Here is a 26,251-nt window from a genome sequence, read left to right on the forward strand (position 1 = left end):
GGTCAGGCTCAGGCTTCGGACAGAACTACTTTCATGTCCTTGACATCGTAAATCATCTCACCGTCGGCTTCGACGATACCATCTGCGACACCCATAGTCAGGCGGCGGGTCTGGATTGCTTTCTTGAAGTCGATTTTATAGGTCAGCATCTTGCGGTCCGGGCGTACCATACCTGTCAGCTTGACCTCGCCCACTCCAACGGCCATGCCGCGCCCTTGCCAGCCGCGCCAGCCCAGGTTGAATCCGGTCAGCTGCCACAAACCGTCCAGGCCCAAGCAGCCGGGCATGATCGGGTTGCCGGGGAAATGGCAATCAAAGAACCAAAGGTCGGGCGTAATGTCGAATTCAGCGAGAATATGACCTTTGCCATGGGCGCCACCATCGGCCGAAATCTCGGTGATCCGATCCATCATCAACATCGGCGGGGCGGGCAACTGTGCGTTCCCGGGGCCGAATAGTTCGCCGCGGGCGCATTTCAGCAGATCGTCCTTGTCAAAGCTGCTTGGGAATTGGGCCATTCTGCGCCTCTCCTGCCAGGGGTCTTTCCATCTAATTTGGTCTCGTCTAGCACCCGTATGCAAGGTCCTGCAAGAGCAGTGGCCTACATCATGTTGTGTTTACATTATTCTCTGCGAATGAAATTCATTTGAAATTACCTGACTACAGCACTTATATATACCTCAGCAACAAATTGGTATTGGACTGATGACAGCAGATTGCCAGAGCATAGCCACAGGTTGGTTGGTTCACGCCGGATTGCGTCCGACGCGTCAGCGCGTAGCTTTGGCAGAGCTGCTGGTCGGTGATGGCCGCCATCGCCACGTCACCGCCGAAAGCCTGTTTGAATCGGCCAAACAGAACGGAGATGCTGTTTCTCTGGCGACGGTTTACAACACGTTGCGCGCCTTTTGCGATGCCGGGGTTCTGCAAGAAATTACCGTTGACGGATCGAAAAGCTATTTCGACACCAACACGCATGATCATCCGCATTTCTATTGGGAAGATGAGGGCCGGCTCAGCGATGCTCCGTCCGAACAGCTGGTCATCCAGCGACTGCCCGACGCGCCTGAAGGGGTTGAGATCGCGTCAGTCGACGTTGTGATCCGTCTGCGTAAAAAGTAAACTTACGTCATCAGTCCGGTCAGGATGTGCTGTGCCTTTTCGCTATGCGGATCCAAAGGGCCTGTTCCATGCCGTGCCACAACAACGGGTTCTGCTGCGATTTCATCTGACACAGGTATGCTGACCAACGGCATCCCGTCATAGCTGGTCTTGGCAGGAATGTTGGCATAGCTGATGGCAACGCCTTCGCCATGCGCCGCGAGGCTGCGTTGGATCTCGGGCGACGCGGCCCGATGTGCGACATTGGGGTTCTGCCCAAGTTGACGGAAGAGACTCAGGAAATGCTGCGCAGATAGTCCCTCGTTCGATAGGATCAGGGGGTAGGCCACTACATCCTGCAATGATACCTGCGCCCGATTGGCCAAGGGGTGGCCTTTTGTCATAACCGCGATTGGTCGATTGGTGAACAAGGTGGTCGTGGAAAAGGCCGCATCCAGTGTCAGGCCATAAGTCAAGGCAAGGTCGATCTCACCATTGACGAGGCCGGAAATCAGGCCCTGAAATTCGTCTACGCGATATGTGATATCAACTTCGGGCATGTTCTGTCGCAGGCTATGCAAAGCCTTTGCCAACAGGAAAGGCGCGAGGTCGTCGAAACAGCCCAGACGCAGGCGCGTGGTTGCGGTCCCGTCTGTTCCAGAATTTTCCAAACGTGCGGCACGTGTCAGCAGGGCCTCGGCGTTTTCAATAAAGCTGCGTCCCTGCGGTGTCAGCGCCATAGCCGCTCCGCGCTTTCGGATAAACAGCGGATAGCCCAACTGGTCTTCGACCCGGGTTAGCGCATTCGACAGGGCTGGCTGCGAAACATTTAGATGCAACGCTGCAGCAGACAGGCTGCCATGCCGTCCGATGGCGCAGACATATTCATATTGGCGTAGGGTAACGTATAACATAAGGTTAACTATACATTTCAAAGATATTATTTGAATAGATGAAAATTTCATGAGCAAATTCAGGTTAAATTCGAACGGAGGCGCAGATGGCACACCCCCTGGTTACGCAAGAGATGATTGACACATACCAACAGGACGGCGTGGTTCTGATCAAAGGTTTGTTCGCCGACTACGTGGATACGCTGCGTGACGGCATCGCGGCCAATATGGCTGAACCCGGACCATATGCGTCTGACAACCAAAAACAGGGCGAAACCGGTCTGTTCTTTGATGATTACTGCAACTGGTCGCGTATCGAACAGTTCCAGAACGTGATCCACAATTCACCGGCAGCCGAGGTCGCAGCGGATCTGATGCAGTCGCAAACCGTACAAATGTTCCATGACCATGTTCTGGTGAAAGAACCAGGCACGTCGATGGCAACGCCGTGGCACCAGGATGGGCCATACTATTTCGTCGAGGGCAGTCAGACGATCAGTTTCTGGTCGCCATTGGACCCGGTGACACAGGCCACCCTTCGTTGTGTGGCAGGTTCACATAGATGGGAGAAAGAGGTTCTGCCCACGCGTTGGGTCTCGGAAGAAGGGTTTTTCGCGGATGAAGGCCAGTACATCCCCATTCCCGACCCCGATGCCGAAGGTATGAGGGTGGTTGAATTCGAGATGGAACCCGGTGACGCGGTTGCCTTCAACTACCGTACGCTGCATGGCGCGCGTGGAAACCAGTCTGACAGCCGCCGCCGTGCTTTTTCCTTGCGGTTGGTTGGGGAGGATGCGCGATATGTGGAACGTCCGGGGCGCACTTCGCCTCCGTTTCCGGGCCACGACATGCAGCCCGGGCAGCGTTTGCGGGAAGATTGGTTCCCGGTTCTGCTGCGACGCTGAGCTGCCTAGAACCACTGCCCCGATTCGATGAGCCCCAGTTCCAACAGCTGCTGAGATGACCACTGGAACCGAGCCGAGTTGCGCCAGCGGAAACTGGGGATGTCGAAGGTCGACCCCGCGTTGCTTTTAAGCGCCTTGGCTGCGCGGAAGGAGCAGATCGCCGCCGTCAGATTGTGGTGCCAGGGGCAGGAATAGGTGTTGTACTCGGGCTCATTGAACGTGTGGTCGGGCAGTAACAACAGATCATTTCGCGATTTGAACAACCCGATTCTGTCGATGCGGCGGCGTTCATAGGGGATGTGATCTTCGAACCGCCAGCGCAATCCGCCGGATATGTCCAGCTGTCTTTCCAGCGGGTGTCCTTCAGCGTTGTGTCGGGCATGTGCGTAATACCCGGTGCTGTCCAGCATGGCTTGGTCAGGGGCAACCCCGTTTGGAAAGGCGCCCAAGTCATCAGCATACAGGTCGATCACGTGGGTTAGCATGGCGTTTCGGCGTTCTTCGGTGTGAAAGGCCAGCAACTCGCCAATCGTGCGCGTTTCGCAGAAGGGGAAGAACAGGTATTCAGCGTTATAGCAGTAATACATCCAAAGGTCAGGAGCGGCCTGGATGACCTGATTAACCGTGTCAAAGACGACGGTTCTTGGTGCGCAGGTCAGTGTCACTCTGTGGATACGCTCGGTCAGTTCAGGATCCAGCGTAAAGGCTTCGGGCATGAACACGATCAGTGACTTGAAGCCAAGGTTCAGATGGTGCCGGATGGTACCGTCGATCTCGACATCGTCTTCGGCGAAGATCATCGCAACCGGACCTTTGGCCAACGCGGCCTTGCCGGATTGAAGGAAAGAAGTGAGACTGTCGTACTGCATTGCCTGTCCGGCCCCGTCCATCTGGAGTTTTCGGCCAAAATCGGGTAATCGCGCTGGCATTGCAAGCGGCGTTCGTTGGGTATAGATGACGCCGATCCCGCGAACGCAAAGGCCCAACCCCATGTCAGAACCCAAAAAGCTGTACATCAAGACCTATGGTTGCCAGATGAACGTCTATGACAGCGAGCGTATGGCCGAGACCCTGGGGGGGCAGGGCTATGTCGAAACCCAGAGCCCGGATGACGCGGATATGATTCTGCTGAACACCTGTCACATCCGGGAAAAAGCAGCCGAAAAGGTCTATTCCGAGCTGGGGCGTTTCAAAGGGTTGAAAGCCGAAAAACCCGATCTCAAGATCGGGGTCGCAGGCTGCGTCGCGCAGGCCGAGGGCGAAGAAATCATGCGCCGCCAGCCCCTGGTCGATCTGGTGGTTGGCCCGCAAAGCTATCACCGTCTGCCTGAGATGGAAGCCAAGACGCGCGAAGGCGCCAAGGCACTGGACACGGATTTCCCCGAAGAGGACAAGTTCGAAAAGCTCAAGAATCGTCCCAAAGCCAAACGTGGCCCCACCGCTTTTCTGACCGTTCAGGAAGGCTGCGATAAATTCTGTGCCTTCTGTGTCGTGCCCTATACCCGAGGCGCCGAAGTCAGCCGTCCGGTGGACCGTATCGTCCGCGAGGCACAGGATTTGGTCGAACGTGGCGTGCGTGAGATCACTCTGCTGGGTCAGAACGTCAACGCCTATCACGGTGCTGGACCGAACGGCGACATGACGCTGGCGGGACTGATCTGGGAGTTGAACAAGGTCGACGGGCTAGAGCGCATCCGCTTTACCACGTCGCACCCGAATGACATGGCCGACGACCTGATCGAGGCGCACGGCACCTGCGAAAAACTGATGCCCTATCTTCATTTACCGGTCCAGTCGGGTTCGGATCGCATTCTGAAGCGGATGAACCGCAGTCACACAGCCGAAAGCTATTTGCGTCTGATCGAGCGTATCCGCGCTGCGCGTCCGGATATTGTCATGTCTGGTGATTTCATCGTTGGGTTCCCTGAAGAAACCGACGAAGATTTTCAGGCCACCATGGATTTGGTCGAGCAGGTCAAATACGGCTACGCCTATTCGTTCAAGTATTCGACGCGCCCGGGAACGCCCGCAGCCGAGCGGTCTCAGGTTGATCCTGGGGTGGCGGATGACCGCCTACAGCGGCTGCAGGGATTGATCACGCGTCATCAGCGCGAAATTCAGGATGCCATGGTTGGACGCAAAGTCCGCGTTCTGTTCGAAAAAACCGGCCGGTTGCCGGGACAGATGGTGGGAAAATCTGAATATCTTCATTCGGTTCACGTCTCTGATGCGGATGTGGAAATCGGCGCGTTGCGGGACGTTTTGATCATCGGATCAGGTGCGAATTCTCTGGCGGGGCGGTTGCTCTGACCCGTCCTTTATCTGTGATGCGGATACCATCGCTGGTATTTGTTTCCAAGATTTACCCTTGATTTATCACTTGGAATTATGTTCCGAGAAAAGTCAGGTTTTTTCGGGGCCTAGGCTAACGCCTCCTGAAACGGCATATCAGTGCTGATCCTGGTGTCGGATCGGGATGACGGAGGGTGCGAGTGAAAAATTTGAGATTTAGTGCAGGGTCTAATATCAGGGTTGCCCTTCCCGCAATGGCCGCGTTGTTTCTGGTACTCAATTCCGCTGCCGCAGGGAATCTGGATCCGGATTTATCTGAACCGCCGGTAATATCGTCAGCACGTTATGGCAGCGATGTTAGCGCCTTCTATCTGGGCTTGACAGCCGGCTATTCGACCAGCGGCTCGGACCGCTTTGGCCTGACGACGCCTACAGATACGTTTGCTGTCGGCGAATTGGACCTCACCGGCAGTTACGGTGGTATTCGGGGCGGTTGGCGCGGTCTTCTGCCCGCAAAAGGCGGGCGTGACTACGTCTATGGGGTCGAGTTGGGCTATGATTTCGGATCTCTGGACGATGAAGTGTCGACGCAGATCGGAACCTCAGTCGTCAATGGCGGTTCAGAGATTTCGGATGTCATCTCAATTCGCTTCCGGAACGGTCTGACAAACCCAAGTGGCAGAGTGTTATACTTTATTTCCGTTGGTTACGTGCATGGCGATATAACCACGACCAGTTCGATTACATCCGGGGCAACAACCCAGTCCTTTCAGGATAAAGACAGTCGAAAAGGGTTCTCGGCCAGCATTGGCGCCGAGCACAAATTGAATGAGAACTGGTCGATCACTGGGGAATATGAATACGTCCGGTTCGATTCTGAAACCGTCGAATTTGACAACGGGTTTACGACCAAATCGACGCCCCGTTACCGTGGTTTGCGGTTTGGCCTGAACTATCAGTTCTAGGTTTGCCTGTATGGAACGTTCGCGGTGCCTCCAACTTGATCGGCGGTTTTACCATTCTGTACGGAAAATTTGAATCTCTGGCTTGCGCCCACCAAGAAATGTTGTCTACGCTTGGGGTGAAACGCCCAGACAGGAGAGCGGATTGGCCATTGGTGCCCTGAACCCACCGCAAAATGAAACGCCCCAGCGGGAAGCGTTTGTTGAATTTCCAGACAATCGGTTATTGATAGATCTTTGCGGCGAATATGACCGCAACCTGACCGAAATCGAACAGAAGCTGACCGTGCAGATCGTGCGCCGTGGCAACCAACTGGTTGTCATGGGTGACGACGAATCCCAAAAACAGGCGATCGAAGTTCTGCAAGCGCTGTATACCCGCCTGGAAGGTGGTCGTGACGTAGAAGCAGCGGATGTAGACCGCGAACTTCGCATGGGCGGGTCGGAGACAGGAACCGGCAGCCGGGATGGTGATCAGCTTGAGATGTTTAAGGGTGGTTCGGTTGAGATCAAAACCCGCAAAAAGCTGGTCGAGCCGCGTACTGACGCCCAGAAGGTCTATGTTCAGTCCTTGTTCAACAATGAGCTGGCCTTTGGCATAGGTCCGGCGGGCACAGGTAAGACCTATCTGGCCGTGGCCGTTGGCGTATCGATGTTTATCGGCGGGCATGTCGACCGCATCATCCTCAGTCGTCCCGCCGTCGAAGCGGGCGAAAAGCTGGGATATCTACCTGGCGACATGAAGGACAAGGTCGATCCCTATATGCAGCCGCTCTATGATGCGCTGAATGATTTTTTGCCCGGGAAACAACTGGCCAAGCTGATCGAGGAAAAGCGCATCGAGATTGCACCTCTGGCGTTCATGCGTGGCCGTACGCTCGCGAACGCCTTCGTTGTGCTGGATGAGGCGCAGAACGCCACGACCATGCAGATGAAAATGTTCCTGACCCGTTTGGGCGAAGGCAGCCGCATGGTCATAACAGGCGACCGGTCACAGGTTGACCTGCCGCGCGGAGTTCAGTCGGGATTGGCGGATGCAGAACGGCTGTTGAGCACGATACCAAATATCAGCTTCAACTATTTCACCTCCAAGGATGTTGTCCGGCACCCACTTGTCGCCGCGATCATCGAAGCGTATGAGGCCGATACGGGCCGTGAAACGGGTTGATCTTCTGGGTCCCGGTATCGGGATTTTGGACATGGTGGCATGAACCTGGAACTATCGGTTGAAGACCCGCGCTGGGACGGGCTCGAATTTTTGGCAGAGCGCGCCACAAGGGCGGTTTTGGATCATTGCGATCTTGATGCGGACCAGTGTGAGGTTAGCCTGCTGGGATGCGACGATGCACGGATCGCCCAGTTGAACACGGAATTCCGCGAAAAGGCGTCACCGACCAATGTGCTTAGCTGGCCAGCCGAAGATTTGGCTGCGGATTCCGCCGGGCAGACTCCGATACTCCCTGAACCCGATTTCTCAGGGGAAATTGCTCTGGGCGATATCGCGATTTCTTATGATACTTGTGCTCGCGAGGCGGCGGAGGCAGGGAAAAACATGGATGATCATGTCACACATCTGATCGTTCACGGCCTGTTGCATTTGCTGGGTTATGATCACATTCGTGATCTCGACGCCACGCTGATGGAGGGTGTTGAGGTGGAGATACTTGGCAAACTGGGTATTGATGACCCATATAATGCTTAGAGCGAGCCTTTCGGCTTATCATTTGGAATGGGAAAATGGGCGAAACAGACGGCAGTTCTATGGCGGCGCAGGGCGCGCAACCGAAGGACGGCAACGAAAATGTCACTGAGAGACCAGGACTTTTCTCTCGAATAGTGGATGCGTTCTCAACGCAGAGTGAAGACTCGGCTTCTGAGGTCAATGGGCAAGAGGTCGATCCGGCTCAACCTCGCGGCATGATTAACCTGCGCCGGATGCGGGTCGAGGATGTGGCGATTCCCACGGTCGAGATCGTGTCAGTACCGTCGACGATATCTAAAGATGAGCTGGCCCAGGTTTTCCGGGAAAGCGGTCTGTCCAGGATACCTGTATATGAAGGAACGCTGGATACGCCTTTGGGCTTTATCCACCTGAAAGATTTCGCTTTGACGCACGGGTTCAACGGCGGCTCGACAGAGTTTGATCTGGTGTCGATGTTGCGGACATTGCTGTTCGTGCCGCCATCGATGCCGATCGGTGTGCTGATGACCAAAATGCAAACCGAGCGCCGCCACATGGCATTGGTGATCGACGAATATGGTGGTGTCGACGGGTTGCTGACGATCGAAGACCTGATCGAACAGGTTGTTGGTGAGATCGCGGACGAACATGACGCGGATGAAAGCCAACTTTGGGTTCAGGAAAAACCTGGATGTTATGTGGTGCAGGCGCGGATACCCCTTGAAGATTTCGAAGCCGAGATCGGGCGATCCCTAACCAGCCACGAGGATGTCGATGAGGAAGAGATCGACACGCTTGGCGGGTTGGTCTTCATGTTGTCCGGACGGGTTCCAGCACGAGGAGAGGTTGTTCTGCATCCGGAAGGGCCTGAATTTGAGGTGATTGATGCGGATCCGCGGCGCATCAAACGGCTGCGTGTCATGCTGCCGGATATCGTTGCATGAACCTGATACGGGCTTGGCCCATTTGGCTTAGATTTGTCCTTTCTGGTTTGTTGGGAGGGCTGGCTGCATTTGGTCTGGCTCCCTTTGGGTATTGGGTGGCTTCTGTATTGGCGTTGGTGTTGGTCGCACCGATATTTCAGAGCACCGAGACACGTGCGCGTGCGGCGTGGATCGGTTGGGCGTTTGGGACCGGGTATTTCGCCCATGCACTCAGCTGGATTGTCGAGCCGTTTCTGGTGGACGCCGATCGTCACGCTTGGATGGCTCCGTTTGCTTTGGTCTTCATGGCTGGTGGTTTGGCGCTGTTCTGGGCGCTGGCATTCTGGGTTGCTCGCAGGCCCGGCGCGCGCGGGGTTTCACAAGCGTTGTTTCTCGCCGTGGCAATTTCGTTGGCGGAATGTGCCCGCGGTTATGTTCTGACCGGGTTCCCCTGGGCCGGGCTGGCGCAGGTCTGGGTCGAGACCCCTGTTGCGCAGCTACTGTCACTTTTTGGGCCTTACGGGCTTGGGGCGCTGACCTTGGTGGCGACACTGCCACTAGGGGCGGCTTTGGCGCTGCGTTCCGGAGTATTCGTGCCCTTGGGCATCAGTGTGGCATCGGTCGCATTGGCTTTGGGCTATGCAGGGACGCGGCCCGCTGTGGACGAAACGGGACATATCGTTCGCTTGGTTCAGCCCAATGCGTTGCAACATCAGAAATGGGATCCAGAGTTTGCACCTCTGTTCTTCGCACGTCAGATCGAGTTTACTGCCGCCGAACCACAGCCTGACCTGATTGTTTGGCCTGAAACCTCGGTTCCCGCCTGGCTGGGCAGCGCGCAGCCGTATCTGGATGCCATCGCCGAGGCGGCGCAAGGCACGCCGGTTGTTCTGGGAATTCAACGAGGCGACGGGCCGCGAATCTACAACTCGATGATCTACCTTGATGTGGATGGGGCTCAGCAGGGGCTGTACGACAAACATCATCTGGCGCCTTTTGGCGAATATGTTCCGTTTGGCGACGTGATGGCGCGGTTCGGGATCTATGGCATGGCTGCAACCACCGGACATGGGTTCAGCGCCGGGTCGGGGGCGGCGCTGCTGGATGCAGGCCCATTGGGTAAAGCGCTGCCGTTGATCTGCTACGAAGCTGTGTTTACCCAGGATGTCCTATCCGCGCCGGGGCGCGCTGATTTCCTTCTGCAAATCACCAATGATGCGTGGTTCGGAACGCGCTCGGGACCGTATCAGCACCTGGCTCAGGCACAGATGCGTGCCATCGAGCAGGGGCTGCCCATGATGCGTTCGGCCAATACCGGCGTCTCCGCCATGATTGACCCGCTGGGCCGGATCACCGAGGCCCTGCCACTTGGACAGGCGGGCTATATTGATGCCGGACTTCCGGCGCCTCATTCTCCGACGGCTTATTCCCGAATGGGGGATAATCCTGTCTTTGCCGTGTTATTGGTGCTGTTTGGCCTGTTATGGTATGGACTGCGGCGGCGAAACCTATGATTTCGCATTGACCCTCAGTTTCGGGGGGCTTATCCCCTCTTGTGCCCATCACAACGGCTTCCTGGCGTGACGGGGTAATTTCAATGGAGCACTTGCATGTCCCGACAGAACTATACCTTTACTTCGGAATCCGTTTCCGAAGGGCATCCGGATAAGGTTTGTGACCGTATTTCCGACGCCGTACTAGACGCATTTCTGAACGAAGAACCCGAGGCACGCGTTGCGTGCGAGACCTTTGCGACAACGGATCGCGTGGTGATCGGCGGCGAAGTGGGGCTGTCTGATCAGGACAAGCTGCATGACTATATGGGCCGCATCGACGAGATCGCCCGCGCCTGTATCAAGGATATCGGCTATGAGCAGGATAAGTTCCACCACGAGACGGTAGAAGTTACGAACCTGCTGCATGAGCAATCTGCACATATTGCGCAGGGCGTAGATGCGTCGGGTGACAAGGACGAAGGTGCTGGTGATCAGGGCATCATGTTCGGCTATGCTACCACCGAGACACCCGCGCTTATGCCTGCGCCGATCCAGTATTCCCACGCAATCCTGCGCCGTCTGGCCGAGGTGCGCAAGAACGGGACCGAGCCTGCGCTGGGCCCGGATGCGAAATCGCAGCTGTCAGTGATCTACCAGGATGGCAAGCCGGTTGGCGTCAGCTCGATCGTTCTGTCGACCCAGCATCTGGATGAGACGCTGAGCTCGGCCGATATTCGTGCCATTGTTGAGCCGTATATCACCGAAACTCTGCCCGAGGGTTGGCTGACCGATCAGACCGATTGGCACGTCAACCCAACCGGCAAGTTCGTCATTGGCGGTCCGGACGGAGATGCGGGTCTGACCGGTCGTAAGATCATCGTGGACACTTATGGTGGTGCAGCGCCACATGGTGGCGGAGCGTTTTCGGGTAAAGACCCGACCAAGGTGGACCGTTCGGCGGCTTATGCCGCGCGCTATCTGGCCAAGAATGTCGTAGCCGCGGGAATGGCCGAGCGTTGCACGATCCAGCTGAGCTATGCCATTGGCGTTTCCCGGCCTCTGTCGATCTATGCGGATACGCATGGCACGGGGCAGATCGCGGATGATCGGATTGAAAAAGCCGTCGGCCAGGTGATGGACCTGACCCCACGCGGCATCCGTCAGCATCTGGAGCTGAACAAGCCGATCTATCAGCGCACAGCAGCCTATGGCCATTTTGGCCGCCAGCCGGAAGCGGATGGAGGTTTCAGCTGGGAGCGCACAGATCTAGCAGACGCGTTGAAAGCGGCGGTTTGATCTGACTGTTATCAATTGGTGCGCCCTTGCGGGCGCGCCTATTTCTTGGGAAATGGATGAGAGGCGGCGGCTATTCTGCTCTGCCGCCGCCCCTTGCCTCTGAGCCGTCCCCGCAGTATGGGCACCGCCATGAGCACCCAGACCCCCCAACGCCCCCGCAGAAACTTTTATGGCCGCTTCAAAGGCAAGACCCTGAAGCAAAGCCAAAAGACGTATCTAAGCGAAGACCTCGATGCGCTGTCTCCGGGTGCTGTGGACTGGGAAAGCAATCCTGAACGCAGTCCGCTGGATCTGAATGCCCTGTTCGGTGGCAAGGATGTCTGGCTTGAGATCGGCTTTGGCGGCGGCGAGCATCTGGTGCATCAGGCGGCTAGCAATCCCGATATCGGTATCATTGGGGCAGAACCCTATATCAACGGTGTCGCCATGCTGTTGGGCAAGATTCGCAAGGCTGGGGTCGAGAATCTGGCGGTGCATCCCGGCGATGCGCGCGATCTTTTTGATGTCTTGCCCGAAGCCAGCATATCACGCGCCTTTCTTCTGTACCCCGATCCCTGGCCCAAAACCCGGCATCACCGCCGTCGGTTCGTGACCCCAGAGCATCTGGAGCCGTTGGCGCGGTCGTTGAAACCGGGCGCGATCTTTCGCGTTGCAACAGATATTCCCGACTATGTCCGCCAAACGTTGGAAGAGGTGCCGGGCGCTGGTTTCGAATGGTTGGCGGAACGCCCCACCGATTGGCGTGAGCCTTGGGAAGACTGGATTTCCACGCGCTATGAGCAGAAGGCCCTGCGCGAAGGGCGGACACCGCATTACCTGACCTTCCGCCGCAACGACTGATTGCGGCTGGACCAAGCGCCCCCAATTCGCTAATCGGCTTGGGAACTGATAGCGAAAACAGGAGCCCCCATGTCCGGACACGGCACGCCCATCCCGATGACCTCGCACCCTTGCGGTCCGCTGACCGGAGCGGCCGAGGTGCCTGGTGACAAGTCGATCTCGCACCGATCGCTGATCCTGGGCGCGATGGCCGTAGGTGAAACCCGGATCACCGGTCTGTTGGAGGGTGAGGACGTTCTGGACACCGCAAAGGCGATGCGTGCCTTTGGGGCTGAGGTGACAGATCACGGGGGTGGCGAATGGTCAGTCCATGGTGTGGGCGTCGGTGGCTTTGCCGAACCCGATCAGGTTATTGACTGCGGCAACTCGGGCACCGGCGTTCGGTTGATCATGGGTGCGATGGCGACCTCTGCGATTTCCGCGACATTCACGGGGGATGCCAGCCTCAACAAACGCCCTATGGCGCGGGTAACCGATCCTCTGGCGTTGTTTGGTGCGCAAGCTGTGGGACGCACCGGGGGGCGCCTACCTATGACGATTGTGGGTGCAGCAGACCCTGTCCCAGTAAAGTACGAGGTTCCTGTTCCCTCCGCACAGGTGAAATCTGCCGTTTTGTTGGCAGGTCTGAACGCACCGGGCAAGACCGTGGTGATTGAGGCCGAAGCGACCCGGGACCATTCCGAGCGGATGCTGGCCGGATTCGGGGCTGAAATCACGGTCGAGGATACCGATGAGGGGCGGGTGATCACCCTGACCGGTCGCCCTGAGTTGAAACCGCAGATCATCGTTGTGCCCCGTGATCCCTCCAGCGCGGCCTTTCCGGTCTGTGCTGCGCTGATCACGCCCGGATCTGATGTTCTGGTTCCAGGCATCGGCCTGAACCCGACCCGCGCGGGTCTGTTTACCACTCTGCGTGAGATGGGTGCTGACTTGACCTATGAAAATGAGCGCGAAGAGGGTGGTGAACCGGTCGCGGATCTACGTGCCCGGTATTCCCCCGATATGAAAGGAATCTCGGTTCCTCCGGAACGAGCGGCCTCGATGATTGACGAATACCCGGTTCTATCTGTGGTCGCGGCAAATGCCACAGGCACCACAATGATGGGTGGCGTAAAAGAACTGCGCGTCAAGGAAAGCGACCGTATTGATGCGATGGCCCGCGGCCTGCGCGTTAATGGCGTCACCGTCGATGAGGGCGATGATTGGTGGTCTGTGGATGGTTTGGGAATTGGCAATGTTCCCGGCGGCGGCACCTGTGAGAGCTTTCTGGATCACCGGATCGCGATGTCCTTTATGGTTATGGGTATGGGGGCGAAAAATCCGGTCGGAGTCGACGATGGCGGCCCGATCGCAACGTCTTTCCCGATCTTCGAACCGTTGATGGCTGGCCTTGGTGCGCGGCTGCAGCGAAACAACCGGTAAATGCGATGGCAGTTGCCAGTTTCACCATAGCAATCGATGGCCCGGCAGCAGCGGGGAAGGGCACGATTTCCAATGCCGTTGCCGCCCATTTCGGGTTTGCGCATCTCGATACCGGCCTGCTTTACCGTGCGGTTGGCCGCAGAACGCTGGAAGGTGCCGACCCGGTTAGTGCCGCGCAAACGCTGACTGCCGAGGACCTGGATCAGGGTGATCTGCGCACGGCTGAAATCGCGCAAGCGGCCTCGAAAGTTGCAGTTATCCCCGAGGTGCGGGCTGCATTGGTCGATTTTCAGCGCGCCTTTGCGCGCCGCGCGGGCGGTGCAGTGTTGGACGGTCGTGACATCGGAACCGTTATTTGCCCGCGGGCCGAGGTTAAACTGTTTGTCACCGCCAGCGCCGAAGTGCGCGCTGAGAGACGGTTTCTGGAACTGGACGCCAAGGGCCATGAGGTTACACGCTCACAGGTGTTGGCCGATGTGCGTGAGCGGGACGCTCGGGATGCCGAACGCAGCACGGCACCTATGAAGCCAGCTGAGGATGCGGTCATACTGGATACCTCGGACCTGAGCATTGACGCAGCTCTCGCCCGCGCGATTGAGGTCATCGAACCAGTTCTGCCCTAGGGCCGTTTGCCAGAGCAAACACAACTTTGTTCACTAAGCTTTGTTTGGCCAGCGCCCGAGGCGTCGATTACCTTTGTATCGACATCTGCCGGAGGTAATCGATGTTCCGCCTGATTTTGATTTTTACCTTTCTCGCCAGTGCGCTTTCAGCGCAAGAGGCAGAACCGCCAATGACCTACGAGCGTTTGGGCAAGATATTGTTTGCGCTTGACCCCGAGACAGAGCCTCTTGGGCCAGGCTTTCAGCTTACCATCGCGGAGGTTCCCGTTCTGGTGATTACCGACGTCAATGCGGACCGGATGCGGGCCATGGTGTCGATCCAAAGTGTCGAAGATCTGAGTGCTCAGGACATGCAACGGATGATGCAGGCGAATTTCGACAGTACCCTGGATGCGCGATATGCGATTGCCAATGGCACCTTGTGGGCTGCGTTCATCCACCCCTTGTCGCGGCTAGAAAGGGATCAGTTGATCTCGGGGCTGGCCCAGACGGTGAACATCGCCAACACCTACGGCACCTTGTATTCCAGCGGAGTTGCGGAATTTGGCGGCGGCGATAGCAATGATCTTCAGCGCGCTCTGATCGAAGAGCTTCTGAAAAAAGGCGAGGATATCTGACGCAGGGCCGGTACTTGCGCATTTCCTTTCTCGCAGCATCCACCATCCTAAAGAAAGTCGCGCAGTGGCGAGCGGCCTGTGTTGCCGGGTCTGATGACCCGGCATGTATGCAGGTTCGGCCGTCATAGTGCCTAGCTGGATGCAGGAAAGCTGTTATAGTTTCTCTCAGGCAAAAAGGGAAAGCTGCTTTACAAGCCCCAAAATCAAAAAGGGCAGGCGGCTAAAAAACCCCAAAACCAACAGGGACAGAAAATATGAATAATCGTTTGCGCAAGATCACCATTGTGGGTGGCGGCACGGCAGGTTGGATGACCGCGCTGATCCTGGAAATGGTGTTTTCACGCACGTCAGCACCCAAGGATCGCCCGCGTATCTGCCTGATCGAAAGCCCCAATATCTCGACTGTGGGCGTCGGCGAGGCCACGGTTCCACGGATGCCGGTCACGCTGCGCCAGGCCGGCATTTCAGAGCGGGATTTCTTCCGTGAGACCAACGCCTCGTTCAAGCTGGGCGTGAAGTTTTGTAATTGGAACAAGGACGCCAAGGGCAATCGCATTGATTACGTGAACCCTTTTGCGCATGGCCAGTTGTTAGAGGGGTTAGAGCCCGCAGAATACTTCCTGCGCTTTGGCAATGGCGATAGGGATTTCACGCAGTCCATCTCGCCCCATGATGATCTGGCGCGCCTGTGCAAAGGTGGGCGGCCACTGGGTCAGCCAGAGTTTGAGCAGCGGTTCGGCTATGCCTATCATCTGGATGCTGTGAAGTTTGCAGGCATGTTGACCAGGGTTTGCACCAAGCGCGGCGTTGAGCACATCCAGGACGAGGTGAAATCGGTCGAGCTGGATGAGCAGGGCAATGTCAGTCATCTGATGCTGGAAAAGAAAGGCCGCCATGACATTGAGATGGTCGTGGATTGCACCGGGTTTCGCGGCTTGATTATCAACAAGGCGCTGGGCGAACCATTCATGGATTATTCTGACTATCTGCCCAACGACCGCGCCATGGCGTTGCAGATCGAGCACCCGGATCCAGAAAAAATTGAAAGCGTCACACGGTCCACCGCACTTGGTGCGGGGTGGACCTGGCGGGTGCCGCTCTTTAACCGTGTGGGCACGGGCTATGTCTACTCATCCGCGCATCGCACGGATGAACAGGCGGCGGATGAATACCTCGAATGGCTGGGCGATAGCGGCAAAGGTGCGACGCCGCGCGTAATCCCGATGCGTATCGGACGAGTGCGCAATGCCTGGGTCAAGAATTGCGTGGCGATCGGACTGGCCGGAGGGTTCATCGAACCGCTGGAAAGTACAGCGATCCACATGATTGATCATGCGGTGCGCTGGTTCGCCGAGCATCTGCCCACGCGGGACATCGAACCGTCGCTGCGGGCGAGATATAACAAGCAAATGGACAAGCTCTATGACGAGGTTCTGGATTTCATTTGTCTGCACTACCGCTTGGGCAACCGCACGGATGATCAATATTGGATCGACGCGCGGACCGAAATGAAGATACCGGATCGGCTGGCCGAGAACCTTGAGCTGTGGCAGCACCGCCTGCCTTTGGAACGAGATATCGAGTTTGCAACGCTTTTCGATTTCCGCGTCTATCAAACGGTTCTTTTGGGTAAGCAGGTCTATGATACGGGCTATGGTGCCGGCATCCGCGATCGCTTGCGGCCGTTGAAGAAACCGATCTGGTTCCAGTGGTGGAAAGGCGCGAAAGTGGATCTTGCGCAGATACTCAGATCAATGCCTGATCACAAAACCCTGCTGCGCGATATCCGGGGCGAGCTAGAGCGCCCAGCCTTTGGAAAGGCCGCAGCAGCGAAGCCAACAGTCGCGATGCCGGGCGCGGCCCCGGTACCTTTGGCGGTCCAGAACATGCCGAATTTTGCCGAAATCCAAAGCGGCTCAAAAGATCTGCAACTGTTTTAGGCGCTCTGTCCTTTCGGAGCTGAAGAAGAATACAAATCGACCCGACCTCAGCCATGCAAGGCTGGGGTTTGCGTGTTATTTTGTGATACGCACGGTAAAACTTGCAGCGCCTGTGCGAACCCGTTATAGAGCGCGCGTCGACAAGGCGATTTGAGCCATAAAACAATGAGACGAGCAGGGTCGGACCAACCGGCCCTCTTTGTTTTGCGGTATATGTCAGGTCGTCTGACCAATCCACGAAGACCGGCGGAGACAACCGCTCGGCCAGCAAAAACGTATGTAAAGGAAAACACTGCCAGATGGCTGATACAACCATGGAGGAATTCGAAGCCCTCCTGAATGAAAGCTTCGAAATGGACACGCCCGAAGAGGGTTCTGTTGTCAAAGGTAAGGTTCTGGCGATCGAAGCCGGCCAAGCCATCATCGACGTCGGCTACAAAATGGAAGGCCGCGTTGATCTGAAAGAATTCGCAAATCCTGGCGAAGCCCCTGAAATCACTGTTGGTGACGAGGTTGAAGTTTACCTGCGCGCCGCAGAAAACGCCCGTGGCGAAGCTGTCATCTCACGTGAGATGGCCCGCCGTGAAGAGGCATGGGACCGTCTGGAAAAAGCATATGCCGACGACCAGCGCGTCGAAGGTGCAATCTTTGGTCGCGTCAAAGGTGGCTTCACCGTCGATCTGGGTGGTGCAGTTGCGTTCCTGCCCGGCTCGCAGGTTGACGTGCGCCCCGTACGCGACGCTGGCCCTCTGATGGGTCTGAAGCAGCCGTTCCAGATTCTGAAAATGGACCGTCGCCGTGGCAACATCGTTGTTTCGCGCCGCGCAATCCTGGAAGAATCGCGTGCCGAACAGCGCGCCGAGGTTATCGGCAACCTGACCGAAGGTCAGACCGTCGAAGGCGTCGTCAAGAACATCACCGAATACGGTGCGTTTGTTGACCTGGGCGGCGTTGACGGCCTGCTGCACGTCACCGACATGGCATGGCGCCGTGTGAACCACCCGTCCGAGATCCTGACGATCGGCGAGACCATCAACGTTCAGGTCATCAAGATCAACAAAGAGACCCACCGCATCAGCCTGGGCATGAAGCAGCTGCAGGAAGATCCGTGGGATCTGGTTGCAGCCAAGTATCCGCTGAGCTCGGTTCATCAGGGTCGCGTCACCAACATCACCGACTACGGCGCGTTCGTCGAGCTGGAAGCCGGTGTCGAAGGTCTGGTGCACGTGTCCGAGATGTCCTGGACCAAGAAAAACGTCCACCCCGGCAAGATCGTTTCGACCAGCCAGGAAGTCGACGTCATGGTTCTGGAAATCGATGGCGCCAAGCGTCGCGTGTCTCTGGGCCTGAAGCAGACTCAGCGCAACCCTTGGGAAGTGTTTGCAGAAACACACCCCGAGGGCACCGAAGTCGAAGGCGAAGTCAAGAACATCACCGAATTCGGTCTGTTCATTGGCCTCGAAGGCGACATCGACGGCATGGTTCACCTCAGCGATCTGTCCTGGGACGAGCGTGGCGAGGATGCCATCCAGAACTACCACAAGAACGACGTGGTACAGGCCGTTGTGTCTGAAGTGGATGTCGAGAAAGAGCGTATCTCGCTGTCGATCAAAGCCCTGGGCGGTGACAAGTTCGCCGAAGCCGTGGGCGGCGTGAAGCGTGGCTCGATCATCACCGTTGAGGTCACCGCGATCGAAGATGGCGGCATCGAGGTCGAGTACGAAGGTATGAAGTCGTTCATCCGTCGTTCCGACCTGAGCCGTGACCGTGCCGAACAGCGCCCAGAGCGTTTCTCGGTCGGTAACAAGGTCGACGTCCGCGTCACCAATGTCGACAGCAAGACCCGTCGTCTGGGTCTGTCGATCAAGGCACGTGAGATCGCCGAAGAGAAAGAGGCCGTGGAACAGTACGGTTCTTCCGACTCGGGCGCATCGCTGGGCGATATCCTGGGTGCAGCGCTGAAGTCGGGCGACTAAGTCCGAGCCTCAGTCAAGCCGAATTTACGGCCCCGTGTGAAAGCGCGGGGCCGTTTTTGTTGCGAATCAACATGTTCGCATTTTCAGGCTAATTGGGTCTTAGGTTCATACATTTGTCAGGCAAATTACATGAACTGGCAAAAAATCGCGTTACTTAACTGTAATTTTCAACCTTTGCCCGCAGAGTTTACGTTCCCCCGAACCCAGTTTTTTCCTATACTGTTCAGAATAATAGGCATGGTTAACCGGTCGCCTGGGAGGGTAACGCACATGATCCGTTCAGAACTGATTCAGAAAATCGCCGACGAGAACCCGCATCTTTATCAGCGTGACGTCGAGCGAATCGTGAATACCGTGTTCGAAGAAGTAACGAATGCGATGGCGCGAGGGGATCGGGTTGAACTGAGAGGCTTTGGGGCGTTTTCAGTGAAACAGCGCGATGCCCGTGTGGGTCGTAACCCGCGTACCGGCGAAACTGTGCAGGTCGAAGAAAAATGTGTTCCGTTTTTCAAAACTGGCAAGTTGCTAAGAGACCGGTTGAACGGTAAAGCCTAGGCCATGATGCGCTACCTTCGATATGCTTTTCTCGCGGTCCTCGGGATCGTCTTGATTTCAGTCTCTCTGGCCAACCGCGAAGCGGTTGAGCTGACGCTTATTCCCTCGGCTATAGCCGATTTGCTTGGCTTCAATTTCAGCGCCTCGTTGCCGCTGTTCGTGGTGGTTCTGGGTGGCATCGTCGCTGGCCTGGTCATTGGCTTTCTTTGGGAATGGCTGCGCGAGCACAAGCACCGCCGCGATGCTACCGCCAGCAAAGGTGAAGTGCGCAAGCTTGAGCGTGAGGTCAAGAAGCTCAAGAAAGCGCAGAACGAAGGACAGGACGAAGTTCTCGCCCTGTTGGATGAGGCCAGCTGAGGCCCGGAATGTCGGATGTAGCGGTTAAAATCTGCGGCCTGACTGCACAAGATCACGTGCGCGCAGCAGCTGATGCGGGTGCACGGTATCTTGGTTTCAACTTCTTTCCGAAATCGCCTCGATATGTTTCGCCTCAACAGGCAGCAGCTTTGTTCGAGCATGTCCCCGTTGGGGTTGCAAAGGTCGCTTTGGTTGTGAACGCCACGGATGAGTTGTTGGACAGTATCACCGCAGTCGCCCCTTTTGACATGTTGCAGCTGCATGGCTCAGAATCTGTCGAGCGGGTGCAGGAAATCAAGGCGCGCTATGGGTTGCCTGTTATCAAGGTGGTTGGTGTTGCAGATGCCGAAGACCTGGCCGCCATTGATACTTATTGCGATGTTGCCGATCAGTTGCTGATAGATGCCAAGGCGCCAAGGAGCTCGGTTCTGCCGGGTGGAAACGGGCTGGCGTTTGACTGGCGTTTACTGGCTGGGCGCAAATACTGGCGCAAGCCCTGGATGCTGGCCGGTGGGTTGAACCCCGGAAATGTGGCCGAGGCCATCCGTATGACGGGCGCGCGTCAGGTCGATGTCGCCTCAGGCGTGGAAAGTGCACCGGGCATCAAGGATGCCGCGATGGTTCGTGCGTTTGTAGACGCTGCAATTCGGGCCGGCTGAGGTATCACATCTAAGGATTCCCATGTGCGTTTTGCCATGGCAAATCCCGCCGCTACCTCCTATGAACAACGGGTACGACGATGGAGACACCCATGGCCAACGATCTTTTCAATTCCTTCATGTCCGGCCCAGACGAGCAGGGCCGTTTCGGCATTTTCGGCGGGCGTTTTGTCAGCGAAACGCTGATGCCGCTGATCCTGGCGCTGGAAGAGGAATATGAAAAGGCCAAGGACGATGCCACATTTTGGGCCGAGATGGACGATCTGTGGGCCAACTATGTGGGACGCCCCTCGCCATTATATTATGCCGAGCGCCTGACCGAGCATCTGGGTGGCGCCAAAATCTATCTGAAGCGCGATGAGCTGAACCACACCGGCGCGCACAAGATCAATAACGTATTGGGCCAGATCATTCTGGCGCGGCGCATGGGCAAGACCCGGATCATTGCCGAGACCGGCGCCGGACAGCATGGCGTGGCCACAGCCACCGTTTGCGCCAAGTTCGGTTTGAAATGCGTGGTCTATATGGGCGCGCATGATGTGCAGCGACAGGCCCCGAACGTGTTCCGCATGCGCCTGCTAGGGGCCGAAGTGATCCCTGTGACGTCAGGTCGTGGCACATTGAAAGACGCGATGAACGATGCGTTACGTGACTGGGTGACCAACGTGCGCGATACGTTTTATTGCATCGGTACAGTTGCTGGCCCGCACCCGTATCCGGCGATGGTGCGCGACTTTCAGTCGATTATCGGCAAGGAAGCAAAGGAACAGATGCACAAGGCTGAGGGCCGTTTACCCGACACGCTCATCGCCGCCATCGGTGGTGGATCGAACGCAATGGGTCTGTTCTATCCGTTCCTGGATGATAAATCCGTCAACATCATCGGAGTCGAAGCCGGTGGTAAGGGCGTGAACGACAAGATGGAACATTGCGCCTCGCTGACCGGCGGCCGCCCCGGTGTTCTGCATGGCAACCGCACCTATCTGCTGCAGGATGATGACGGGCAAATCCTCGAAGGATACTCGATCTCGGCTGGTCTGGATTACCCGGGCATTGGCCCTGAACATTCATGGCTGAATGATATCGGCCGCGCGCAATATGTGTCGATCACCGACAAAGAGGCGCTTGAGGCGTTCCAGCTTTGCTGTGCAACCGAAGGCATCATCCCGGCGCTTGAACCTAGCCATGCGCTGGCTCATGTGATGAAGATCGCGCCGGATCTGCCCAAGGATCACCTGATCTGCATGAATATGTGTGGACGTGGTGACAAGGATGTTCAGACTGTGGCGAAATATCTGAACTTCGACATGTCGGATACCGAAGGCCGCAGCGCCGATTGACCAGGCGGTAAAATTTGAAATTTCTGACAAAAGCTGTGTGCCTTTGAACGGTGTGCAGCTTTGGTTTCCAGCCTGCGGCTTTTCGAATGTTGCGCAGCTGGGTAATTTTGTTGCGCACCCGCCACAGGTGCATTTCCACCTCTCAGAATATCATTGAGCGAATCCTGCCCCTTCGCCTAAACCCGCCGTTACCGGTCAAAACGGGCCGGACCCTAGCGAGCAGAGGTGATCACTCTCTCGGTGCGGACGGCGCTGCCGAAACCGTATGCCAGGGCCGAAACCGGGGATTGGTACATGCTTTGTAGCTCAGGTGGAAGAGCGGCAGATGGCAAGTCTGTGAGCGAAGGTTCGACACCTTCCAAAGCTCCAAATGTAGCTCATTCTGGTTAGAGCAATCGACTGTTAATCGATGTGTAGCGGGTTCGAGTCCCGCCATTTGAACAAACGCTGTTAGGTCAGCACCGGCCTTCAACGCCGGTCCGTGAAAACGGTCCAAATCATTAAGGTCCGGGTGTTCCCCAGCAGGGGTGGCACCGCGCTACGTCAGGCTTCGGCCGGGCGGGGCAGGGGTCTTCGCTGCTCTGGTCTTGGGCCGGAGGGCAGATGACGGTGTCGCCGGATTGGCGCCCCGCTTGATCCCTTGGGAACAGGCGGCGCATTGGTCCCGCGCCCCTCTCTCTGACCCTCTCGCAAAAGGGCACGGCGCGGGGGATGCCCGGTCTTTCACAGCCTTTATCCGAAGGCTTCACACCTGTCACCCAATCGGGGTGCAACCCACTGAAAACATGAAAAGGAGTTCGCTTTTGCGACGACGATAGAGCGAGACGAAAAGGAGAAATGAAATGACACTATTCCAAGATCTGATCGACCGGCTGACCGGTCATCAACGGCTGACCCTGACCGAGACCCAGCGGATGCTGGTTTTGCGCAAGGGGGTAATTGACACCATCCTCGGCCCCGGGAAACACCGGCTGCCACGCAGGGATGTGCTGACCGAGCTGCACGATCTGGAGGCTCTCTTTTTCGTGTCGCCCTATGAGCGGGCGCTGCTGCAGAACCGGCCCGAACTGACCGAGGTGCACCTGACCGAGTTTCGGGCAGGGCCCGACGAGGTTCTGGTTCTGCTTCGGGATGGTGTGCCCGCTCGAGTGCTGATCCCCGAAGTACGGGCGCTGGTTTGGAAGGTTGCCGGCCCTTGGGCCGTTGAGCAACACGCGCTGACCGAGTCCATGGTTGTGCCCAAAGCGGTCGCGCAGCGGCTGGTTCGGGTGGGGCTGCAGATGCACCTGACGCGGGTCGAGATTGCCGAAGGGCATGTCGGTTTGCTGACCGTGGATGGCGTGCTGGTGGATCGGCTGAACCCCGGCGCCCATGCCTTCTGGAAGGTGGGCCGGAACGTCGAGGTCAAGCAGATCGACCTGCGGCAACGAACCCATGAGGTAACGGGTCAAGAGATCCTGACCAAGGACCGGGTGACCATCCGGGTCAACCTCAGCGCCGATTACCGGGTCGTCGATCCGGTCAAGGCGATGGGGGCGGTGAAGGATTTTGATCAGGCCCTGCACCGGGCCCTGCAACTGGCGTTCCGGAAGACCCTTGGGTCGATGACGCTTGACCGGCTACTTGCCGAGAAGGTGGGCGTTGACACCGAGGCTGCGGATCGGGTGCGGACACAAATGGCCGGGATCGGCATCGAAGTGGGTGAGATCGCGTTGAAAGACGTCATCCTGCCCGGCGAGATGCGCGAAATCCTGACCGCCGTGGTCGCTGCCGAGAAACAGGCCGAGGCCAACGTCATCCGGCGGAGGGAAGAAACCAACGCCACGCGGTCTTTGCTGAACACCGCGAAAGTGATGGCGGAAAACCCGGTGATGCTGCGACTGAAAGAGCTGGAAGCGCTGGAAACCATCGCCGGCAAGGTCGAGCGGCTGACGGTTCATAACGGAACCGAGGGTCTGATGTCTGACCTTGTGAAATTGCGGGATTGATCCCGAATAAGGGCTGGTCCGGGTGATCCCGGGCCGGTCTGCCTAGTCCTGAACCGCGTGTTGGTTGAGAATGCGCAGAGGCACGATGTCCAGCGCCCGTTGATGTGTCGCCTCAAGATGAACCTTGGGCGCGCACCCTTCGTCATGGGCTTGCAGGAAGCGACCCGCACATAGACACCAGCTGTCACCGGCACGCAGCCCGGGAAAATTAAACTCGGGGCGCGGCGTGCTGAGGTCATTGCCGACATATTTCGAATAGGCCAGAAACTCGACCGTCATTACCGCGCAAACCGTGTGGCTGCCCTGATCCTCGGGGCAGGTATTGCAGGCGCCATCGCGAAAGAACCCGGTCAGCGGATCGCGGGAGCAAGGGGCGAGCACGCCCCCCAGAACATTTATGCTTTCCTGTTTCTGCATAAGAGCATCTTACAGGCTTTGCGCAATCTTGCGGAACATTTCTATGTTGATCTCATTCACGCCAGGGTCTCGAAACTTGCGATCGGCTCCGGTGGACACGATCAGCACCCCGCGCGGCTGGTCGAAATAGATATACTGACCATAGACGCCGCGGGCCATGAACTCGCCCTCATGCGCGCCCACGGGAATCCACCACTGATATCCATAGCCGATCTTGCCCGATGCGGTCGGGGCACTGGGCAGGACCGAAGCGGCGATCCATTCAGCCGGTACCAGTTGCTGCCCATCATGAACCCCGTTTTGCAGGATCATCTGACCGAAACGCGCATAATCGCGGGTGGTGAAATTCAAGCCCCCCAGAACAAAGGCAACTCCGGCCCCGTCGGTCACGTAATAGCCATCCCGCTCCAGCCCAAGTGGCTGTACAATGCGCTCTGTAAGCAGTTCGGCCACGCTGCGACCGGTTGCTCCTCGGACCACCATACCGATAACATGGGTGTCGATTGACACGTATTTCCAGATTTCTCCGGGTGTTGCGAAACTGTCCTGCAGCGAGGCGGCAAAATCGTCCAGTTCTCGGCCTAAGGCGACCACTCGACCCATCCGGTTGATGTCAGAATTGTAATCCAGATAATCCTCGTTGAAGGTCACACCGCTGGCCATGTTCAGCACGTTGCGGATCGTCGTACCATCATAGGCCGTGCCTTGCAGTTTGGGTACGTATTGCACGACAGGATCGTCCAATGAGGCGATTGCGCCTTCGTCCAGCAATATGCCGAACAATGCAGAAAGATAGCTTTTGGCAACCGACCACGAAATGCGTCGATCGTCTGGTGTGGTGCCCAGATAGTATTCCTCAAACCGGATCTGCCCGCCCTGCATCACAAGCAAGGATGTGACCGACCGGTCTTCGATCCATTGATCCGTGCCTGCTGGCAGGTCAAACCCGGGCCCGTAAGGCAATTCCCATGTGGCCCCATCCCCGCGCGGCAAGTTGACGGTTTTGAAAGCTGCATCCATATGCGAGAAATTGTGAACGATCTTTTCGGGGGAAAACAATGAGTTCACCGCCATCAAGCGTTGAATTTCCTCGCGTTTCCAGAACCCGACAACGGCGGCTGCCAGCACAAGCATCAGCGCGATACGCAGCACCCATTTAAACAAAGCTCTCATTTGTCGCCTCCCATGATTGCCGGTATTGGAGCCTGCCCGGGAAAATTCCGCAATCCGGACGTAGGGGCAACGGCAAAGGGCGCTATTTGAACTTGTCCATCAGCTTCTGCATGGCAGACCTGCTGTCCCCGGCGGGTTCGGTAATGGTCTGGGCCGCTGGTTTTGGGTGCTCGGACGGTGACTTGGACGAACGCGGCGGTGCCGTTCGCAGGGCAACGGCGTTCATGAACTTACCGCCATCGCCATTGGCCAGGTGCCTTGCGCCATCTGCAACGCCGCGCAGGACATCTTCCAACCAGTCGCTGTCAGCCTTTGCGAAATCGCCCAAGACATATGGCGAAACCAATTCTTTCCGCCCGGGATGACCGATCCCAAGGCGCACCCGATCATAGGCTGGGCTGATATGTTCGTGGATCGACCGAAGCCCGTTGTGACCGGCATGGCCTCCGCCTGCCTTGACGCGGACCTTACCCGGCGCCAGATCCAATTCATCATGTAGGACAGTGACGTCGGTCGAATCCAACTTGTAAAACCGCATGGCCTCGCCCACCGATTGACCGGACCGGTTCATGAAGGTCTGAGGCTTGATAAGCAAAACCTTTTCTTGACCAAGCCGCCCTTCGGCGATTTCGGCCTGAAATTTGGATTTCCAAGGACCAAAGCCGCAATCCTCGGCGATCCGGTCAACGGCCATAAAGCCAATATTGTGCCGGTTTCGAGCATATTTTGATCCGGGATTTCCCAGGCCGACAAACAGCTTCATCGTCATGTCCTTGTCTCAAGCGCGATATCGCA

Annotated in this window: 26 protein-coding genes, 1 tRNA gene and 1 riboswitch; of the genes, 21 read left to right on the forward strand and 6 right to left on the reverse strand. The window is 57.1% G+C overall.

Features of this window, described 5'->3' with window-relative positions; genetic code table 11:
• Positions 1–8: 8 nt before the first annotated feature.
• Positions 9–518: a bifunctional 3-hydroxydecanoyl-ACP dehydratase/trans-2-decenoyl-ACP isomerase gene (fabA, locus tag AC2FGB_RS17750; RefSeq protein WP_142639419.1), complete on the reverse strand. Its 510-nt coding sequence runs from the start codon at positions 516–518 to the stop codon at positions 9–11.
• A gap of 187 nt (positions 519–705) precedes the next feature.
• Between fabA and irrA the strand changes: the two genes are divergently transcribed.
• A complete protein-coding gene (gene irrA, locus AC2FGB_RS17755) occupies positions 706–1,122 on the forward strand; it encodes an iron response transcriptional regulator IrrA (RefSeq protein WP_142639421.1) in 417 nt (138 codons plus the stop codon).
• 2 nt (positions 1,123–1,124) lie between these two features.
• Here irrA and AC2FGB_RS17760 read toward each other — a convergent pair whose 3' ends face one another.
• Positions 1,125–2,015, reverse strand: coding sequence for a LysR family transcriptional regulator (locus AC2FGB_RS17760; protein WP_281995897.1), 891 nt, complete (start codon positions 2,013–2,015; stop codon positions 1,125–1,127).
• A gap of 86 nt (positions 2,016–2,101) precedes the next feature.
• Between AC2FGB_RS17760 and AC2FGB_RS17765 the strand changes: the two genes are divergently transcribed.
• Complete coding sequence (locus AC2FGB_RS17765; protein WP_271951572.1) at positions 2,102–2,899, forward strand: phytanoyl-CoA dioxygenase family protein; 798 nt, start codon at positions 2,102–2,104, stop codon at positions 2,897–2,899.
• 5 nt (positions 2,900–2,904) lie between these two features.
• On the opposite strand, the gene AC2FGB_RS17770 is transcribed toward AC2FGB_RS17765, so the two are convergent.
• On the reverse strand, positions 2,905–3,768 hold the full coding sequence (locus AC2FGB_RS17770; RefSeq protein WP_271951621.1) for a glycosyltransferase family protein: 864 nt from the start codon (positions 3,766–3,768) through the stop codon (positions 2,905–2,907).
• A 121-nt stretch (positions 3,769–3,889) separates the two neighbouring features.
• Here AC2FGB_RS17770 and miaB point away from each other — a divergent pair, with 121 nt between their 5' ends.
• The 19 genes from miaB (at position 3,890) to AC2FGB_RS17865 (ending at position 23,866) form a co-directional block, all read left to right on the forward strand.
• Complete coding sequence (gene miaB / locus AC2FGB_RS17775) at positions 3,890–5,209, forward strand: tRNA (N6-isopentenyl adenosine(37)-C2)-methylthiotransferase MiaB (protein WP_496694533.1); 1,320 nt, start codon at positions 3,890–3,892, stop codon at positions 5,207–5,209.
• Between the two features lie 236 nt (positions 5,210–5,445).
• Positions 5,446–6,156, forward strand: coding sequence for an outer membrane protein (locus AC2FGB_RS17780; RefSeq protein WP_281973462.1), 711 nt, complete (start codon positions 5,446–5,448; stop codon positions 6,154–6,156).
• Positions 6,157–6,298: 142 nt separating this feature from the next.
• The gene (locus tag AC2FGB_RS17785) at positions 6,299–7,321 is read left to right on the forward strand and encodes a PhoH family protein (RefSeq protein WP_142639428.1); all 1,023 of its coding nucleotides are present in this window, start codon (positions 6,299–6,301) and stop codon (positions 7,319–7,321) included.
• Positions 7,322–7,360: 39 nt separating this feature from the next.
• Entirely contained in the window at positions 7,361–7,855 is a 495-nt protein-coding gene (gene ybeY / locus AC2FGB_RS17790; protein WP_142639430.1) for an rRNA maturation RNase YbeY, read from the forward strand.
• Positions 7,856–7,890: 35 nt separating this feature from the next.
• Positions 7,891–8,778 (forward strand): hemolysin family protein, encoded by an 888-nt coding sequence (locus AC2FGB_RS17795; RefSeq protein WP_142639432.1) that lies wholly within the window; start codon positions 7,891–7,893, stop codon positions 8,776–8,778.
• The gene (lnt, locus tag AC2FGB_RS17800; protein WP_496690364.1) at positions 8,775–10,271 is read left to right on the forward strand and encodes an apolipoprotein N-acyltransferase; all 1,497 of its coding nucleotides are present in this window, start codon (positions 8,775–8,777) and stop codon (positions 10,269–10,271) included. The genes AC2FGB_RS17795 and lnt overlap by 4 nt, the downstream gene beginning before the upstream one ends.
• A 42-nt stretch (positions 10,272–10,313) precedes the next feature.
• Positions 10,314–10,362: riboswitch (SAM-SAH riboswitch) on the forward strand.
• A gap of 5 nt (positions 10,363–10,367) precedes the next feature.
• Positions 10,368–11,549 carry a methionine adenosyltransferase gene (gene metK / locus AC2FGB_RS17805; RefSeq protein ID WP_142639436.1) on the forward strand — a complete coding sequence of 394 codons (1,182 nt, stop codon included), beginning with the start codon at positions 10,368–10,370 and terminating at the stop codon, positions 11,547–11,549.
• A gap of 129 nt (positions 11,550–11,678) precedes the next feature.
• On the forward strand, positions 11,679–12,389 hold the full coding sequence (trmB, locus tag AC2FGB_RS17810; protein WP_496690363.1) for a tRNA (guanine(46)-N(7))-methyltransferase TrmB: 711 nt from the start codon (positions 11,679–11,681) through the stop codon (positions 12,387–12,389).
• 69 nt (positions 12,390–12,458) lie between these two features.
• A complete protein-coding gene (aroA, locus tag AC2FGB_RS17815) occupies positions 12,459–13,811 on the forward strand; it encodes a 3-phosphoshikimate 1-carboxyvinyltransferase (protein ID WP_496690362.1) in 1,353 nt (450 codons plus the stop codon).
• 5 nt (positions 13,812–13,816) lie between these two features.
• Entirely contained in the window at positions 13,817–14,434 is a 618-nt protein-coding gene (locus AC2FGB_RS17820) for a (d)CMP kinase (protein WP_142639443.1), read from the forward strand.
• 101 nt (positions 14,435–14,535) lie between these two features.
• Complete coding sequence (locus AC2FGB_RS17825) at positions 14,536–15,051, forward strand: hypothetical protein (protein WP_271951586.1); 516 nt, start codon at positions 14,536–14,538, stop codon at positions 15,049–15,051.
• A gap of 254 nt (positions 15,052–15,305) precedes the next feature.
• Positions 15,306–16,991, forward strand: a complete 1,686-nt coding sequence (locus AC2FGB_RS17830; protein WP_142639447.1) for a tryptophan halogenase family protein — start codon at positions 15,306–15,308, stop codon at positions 16,989–16,991.
• Positions 16,992–17,290: 299 nt separating this feature from the next.
• On the forward strand, positions 17,291–18,967 hold the full coding sequence (gene rpsA / locus AC2FGB_RS17835) for a 30S ribosomal protein S1 (protein ID WP_142639449.1): 1,677 nt from the start codon (positions 17,291–17,293) through the stop codon (positions 18,965–18,967).
• A gap of 270 nt (positions 18,968–19,237) precedes the next feature.
• The gene (ihfB, locus tag AC2FGB_RS17840; RefSeq protein WP_271951590.1) at positions 19,238–19,522 is read left to right on the forward strand and encodes an integration host factor subunit beta; all 285 of its coding nucleotides are present in this window, start codon (positions 19,238–19,240) and stop codon (positions 19,520–19,522) included.
• 6 nt (positions 19,523–19,528) lie between these two features.
• Complete coding sequence (locus AC2FGB_RS17845) at positions 19,529–19,879, forward strand: lipopolysaccharide assembly protein LapA domain-containing protein (RefSeq protein ID WP_271951622.1); 351 nt, start codon at positions 19,529–19,531, stop codon at positions 19,877–19,879.
• Between the two features lie 8 nt (positions 19,880–19,887).
• On the forward strand, positions 19,888–20,538 hold the full coding sequence (locus AC2FGB_RS17850; protein ID WP_496690361.1) for a phosphoribosylanthranilate isomerase: 651 nt from the start codon (positions 19,888–19,890) through the stop codon (positions 20,536–20,538).
• A gap of 92 nt (positions 20,539–20,630) precedes the next feature.
• Positions 20,631–21,878 carry a tryptophan synthase subunit beta gene (gene trpB, locus AC2FGB_RS17855; RefSeq protein WP_281973469.1) on the forward strand — a complete coding sequence of 416 codons (1,248 nt, stop codon included), beginning with the start codon at positions 20,631–20,633 and terminating at the stop codon, positions 21,876–21,878.
• 366 nt (positions 21,879–22,244) lie between these two features.
• Positions 22,245–22,319, forward strand: a tRNA-Asn gene (locus AC2FGB_RS17860).
• A gap of 401 nt (positions 22,320–22,720) precedes the next feature.
• Positions 22,721–23,866, forward strand: coding sequence for a slipin family protein (locus AC2FGB_RS17865; protein ID WP_496694532.1), 1,146 nt, complete (start codon positions 22,721–22,723; stop codon positions 23,864–23,866).
• 42 nt (positions 23,867–23,908) lie between these two features.
• Here the strand turns inward: AC2FGB_RS17865 and AC2FGB_RS17870 are convergent, their stop codons facing one another.
• From AC2FGB_RS17870 to pth, 3 genes are all read right to left on the reverse strand, one after another.
• Positions 23,909–24,283: a DUF2237 family protein gene (locus AC2FGB_RS17870; RefSeq protein WP_142639459.1), complete on the reverse strand. Its 375-nt coding sequence runs from the start codon at positions 24,281–24,283 to the stop codon at positions 23,909–23,911.
• 9 nt (positions 24,284–24,292) lie between these two features.
• On the reverse strand, positions 24,293–25,456 hold the full coding sequence (locus tag AC2FGB_RS17875; protein ID WP_142639460.1) for a serine hydrolase domain-containing protein: 1,164 nt from the start codon (positions 25,454–25,456) through the stop codon (positions 24,293–24,295).
• A gap of 82 nt (positions 25,457–25,538) precedes the next feature.
• On the reverse strand, positions 25,539–26,219 hold the full coding sequence (gene pth / locus AC2FGB_RS17880) for an aminoacyl-tRNA hydrolase (RefSeq protein ID WP_142639462.1): 681 nt from the start codon (positions 26,217–26,219) through the stop codon (positions 25,539–25,541).
• Positions 26,220–26,251: the final 32 nt, after the last annotated feature.

The sequence above is a fragment of the Ruegeria sp. CDSC021 genome (assembly GCF_059610845.1).

Coding starts and splice junctions, on each gene's coding strand:
- ybeY (WP_142639430.1), top strand. CDS start 7,361: ATGAACCTGGAACTATCGGTTGAAGACCCGCGCTGGGACGGGCTCGAA.
- irrA (WP_142639421.1), top strand. CDS start 706: ATGACAGCAGATTGCCAGAGCATAGCCACAGGTTGGTTGGTTCACGCC.
- lnt (WP_496690364.1), top strand. CDS start 8,775: ATGAACCTGATACGGGCTTGGCCCATTTGGCTTAGATTTGTCCTTTCT.
- pth (WP_142639462.1), bottom strand. CDS start 26,219: ATGAAGCTGTTTGTCGGCCTGGGAAATCCCGGATCAAAATATGCTCGA.
- AC2FGB_RS17820 (WP_142639443.1), top strand. CDS start 13,817: ATGGCAGTTGCCAGTTTCACCATAGCAATCGATGGCCCGGCAGCAGCG.
- aroA (WP_496690362.1), top strand. CDS start 12,459: ATGTCCGGACACGGCACGCCCATCCCGATGACCTCGCACCCTTGCGGT.
- AC2FGB_RS17865 (WP_496694532.1), top strand. CDS start 22,721: ATGACACTATTCCAAGATCTGATCGACCGGCTGACCGGTCATCAACGG.
- AC2FGB_RS17765 (WP_271951572.1), top strand. CDS start 2,102: ATGGCACACCCCCTGGTTACGCAAGAGATGATTGACACATACCAACAG.
- trmB (WP_496690363.1), top strand. CDS start 11,679: ATGAGCACCCAGACCCCCCAACGCCCCCGCAGAAACTTTTATGGCCGC.
- AC2FGB_RS17830 (WP_142639447.1), top strand. CDS start 15,306: ATGAATAATCGTTTGCGCAAGATCACCATTGTGGGTGGCGGCACGGCA.
- AC2FGB_RS17870 (WP_142639459.1), bottom strand. CDS start 24,283: ATGCAGAAACAGGAAAGCATAAATGTTCTGGGGGGCGTGCTCGCCCCT.
- trpB (WP_281973469.1), top strand. CDS start 20,631: ATGGCCAACGATCTTTTCAATTCCTTCATGTCCGGCCCAGACGAGCAG.
- AC2FGB_RS17825 (WP_271951586.1), top strand. CDS start 14,536: ATGTTCCGCCTGATTTTGATTTTTACCTTTCTCGCCAGTGCGCTTTCA.
- ihfB (WP_271951590.1), top strand. CDS start 19,238: ATGATCCGTTCAGAACTGATTCAGAAAATCGCCGACGAGAACCCGCAT.
- AC2FGB_RS17770 (WP_271951621.1), bottom strand. CDS start 3,768: ATGCAGTACGACAGTCTCACTTCTTTCCTTCAATCCGGCAAGGCCGCG.
- fabA (WP_142639419.1), bottom strand. CDS start 518: ATGGCCCAATTCCCAAGCAGCTTTGACAAGGACGATCTGCTGAAATGC.
- miaB (WP_496694533.1), top strand. CDS start 3,890: ATGTCAGAACCCAAAAAGCTGTACATCAAGACCTATGGTTGCCAGATG.
- AC2FGB_RS17845 (WP_271951622.1), top strand. CDS start 19,529: ATGCGCTACCTTCGATATGCTTTTCTCGCGGTCCTCGGGATCGTCTTG.
- metK (WP_142639436.1), top strand. CDS start 10,368: ATGTCCCGACAGAACTATACCTTTACTTCGGAATCCGTTTCCGAAGGG.
- AC2FGB_RS17850 (WP_496690361.1), top strand. CDS start 19,888: ATGTCGGATGTAGCGGTTAAAATCTGCGGCCTGACTGCACAAGATCAC.
- AC2FGB_RS17875 (WP_142639460.1), bottom strand. CDS start 25,456: ATGAGAGCTTTGTTTAAATGGGTGCTGCGTATCGCGCTGATGCTTGTG.
- AC2FGB_RS17780 (WP_281973462.1), top strand. CDS start 5,446: ATGGCCGCGTTGTTTCTGGTACTCAATTCCGCTGCCGCAGGGAATCTG.
- AC2FGB_RS17795 (WP_142639432.1), top strand. CDS start 7,891: ATGGGCGAAACAGACGGCAGTTCTATGGCGGCGCAGGGCGCGCAACCG.
- rpsA (WP_142639449.1), top strand. CDS start 17,291: ATGGCTGATACAACCATGGAGGAATTCGAAGCCCTCCTGAATGAAAGC.
- AC2FGB_RS17760 (WP_281995897.1), bottom strand. CDS start 2,015: ATGTTATACGTTACCCTACGCCAATATGAATATGTCTGCGCCATCGGA.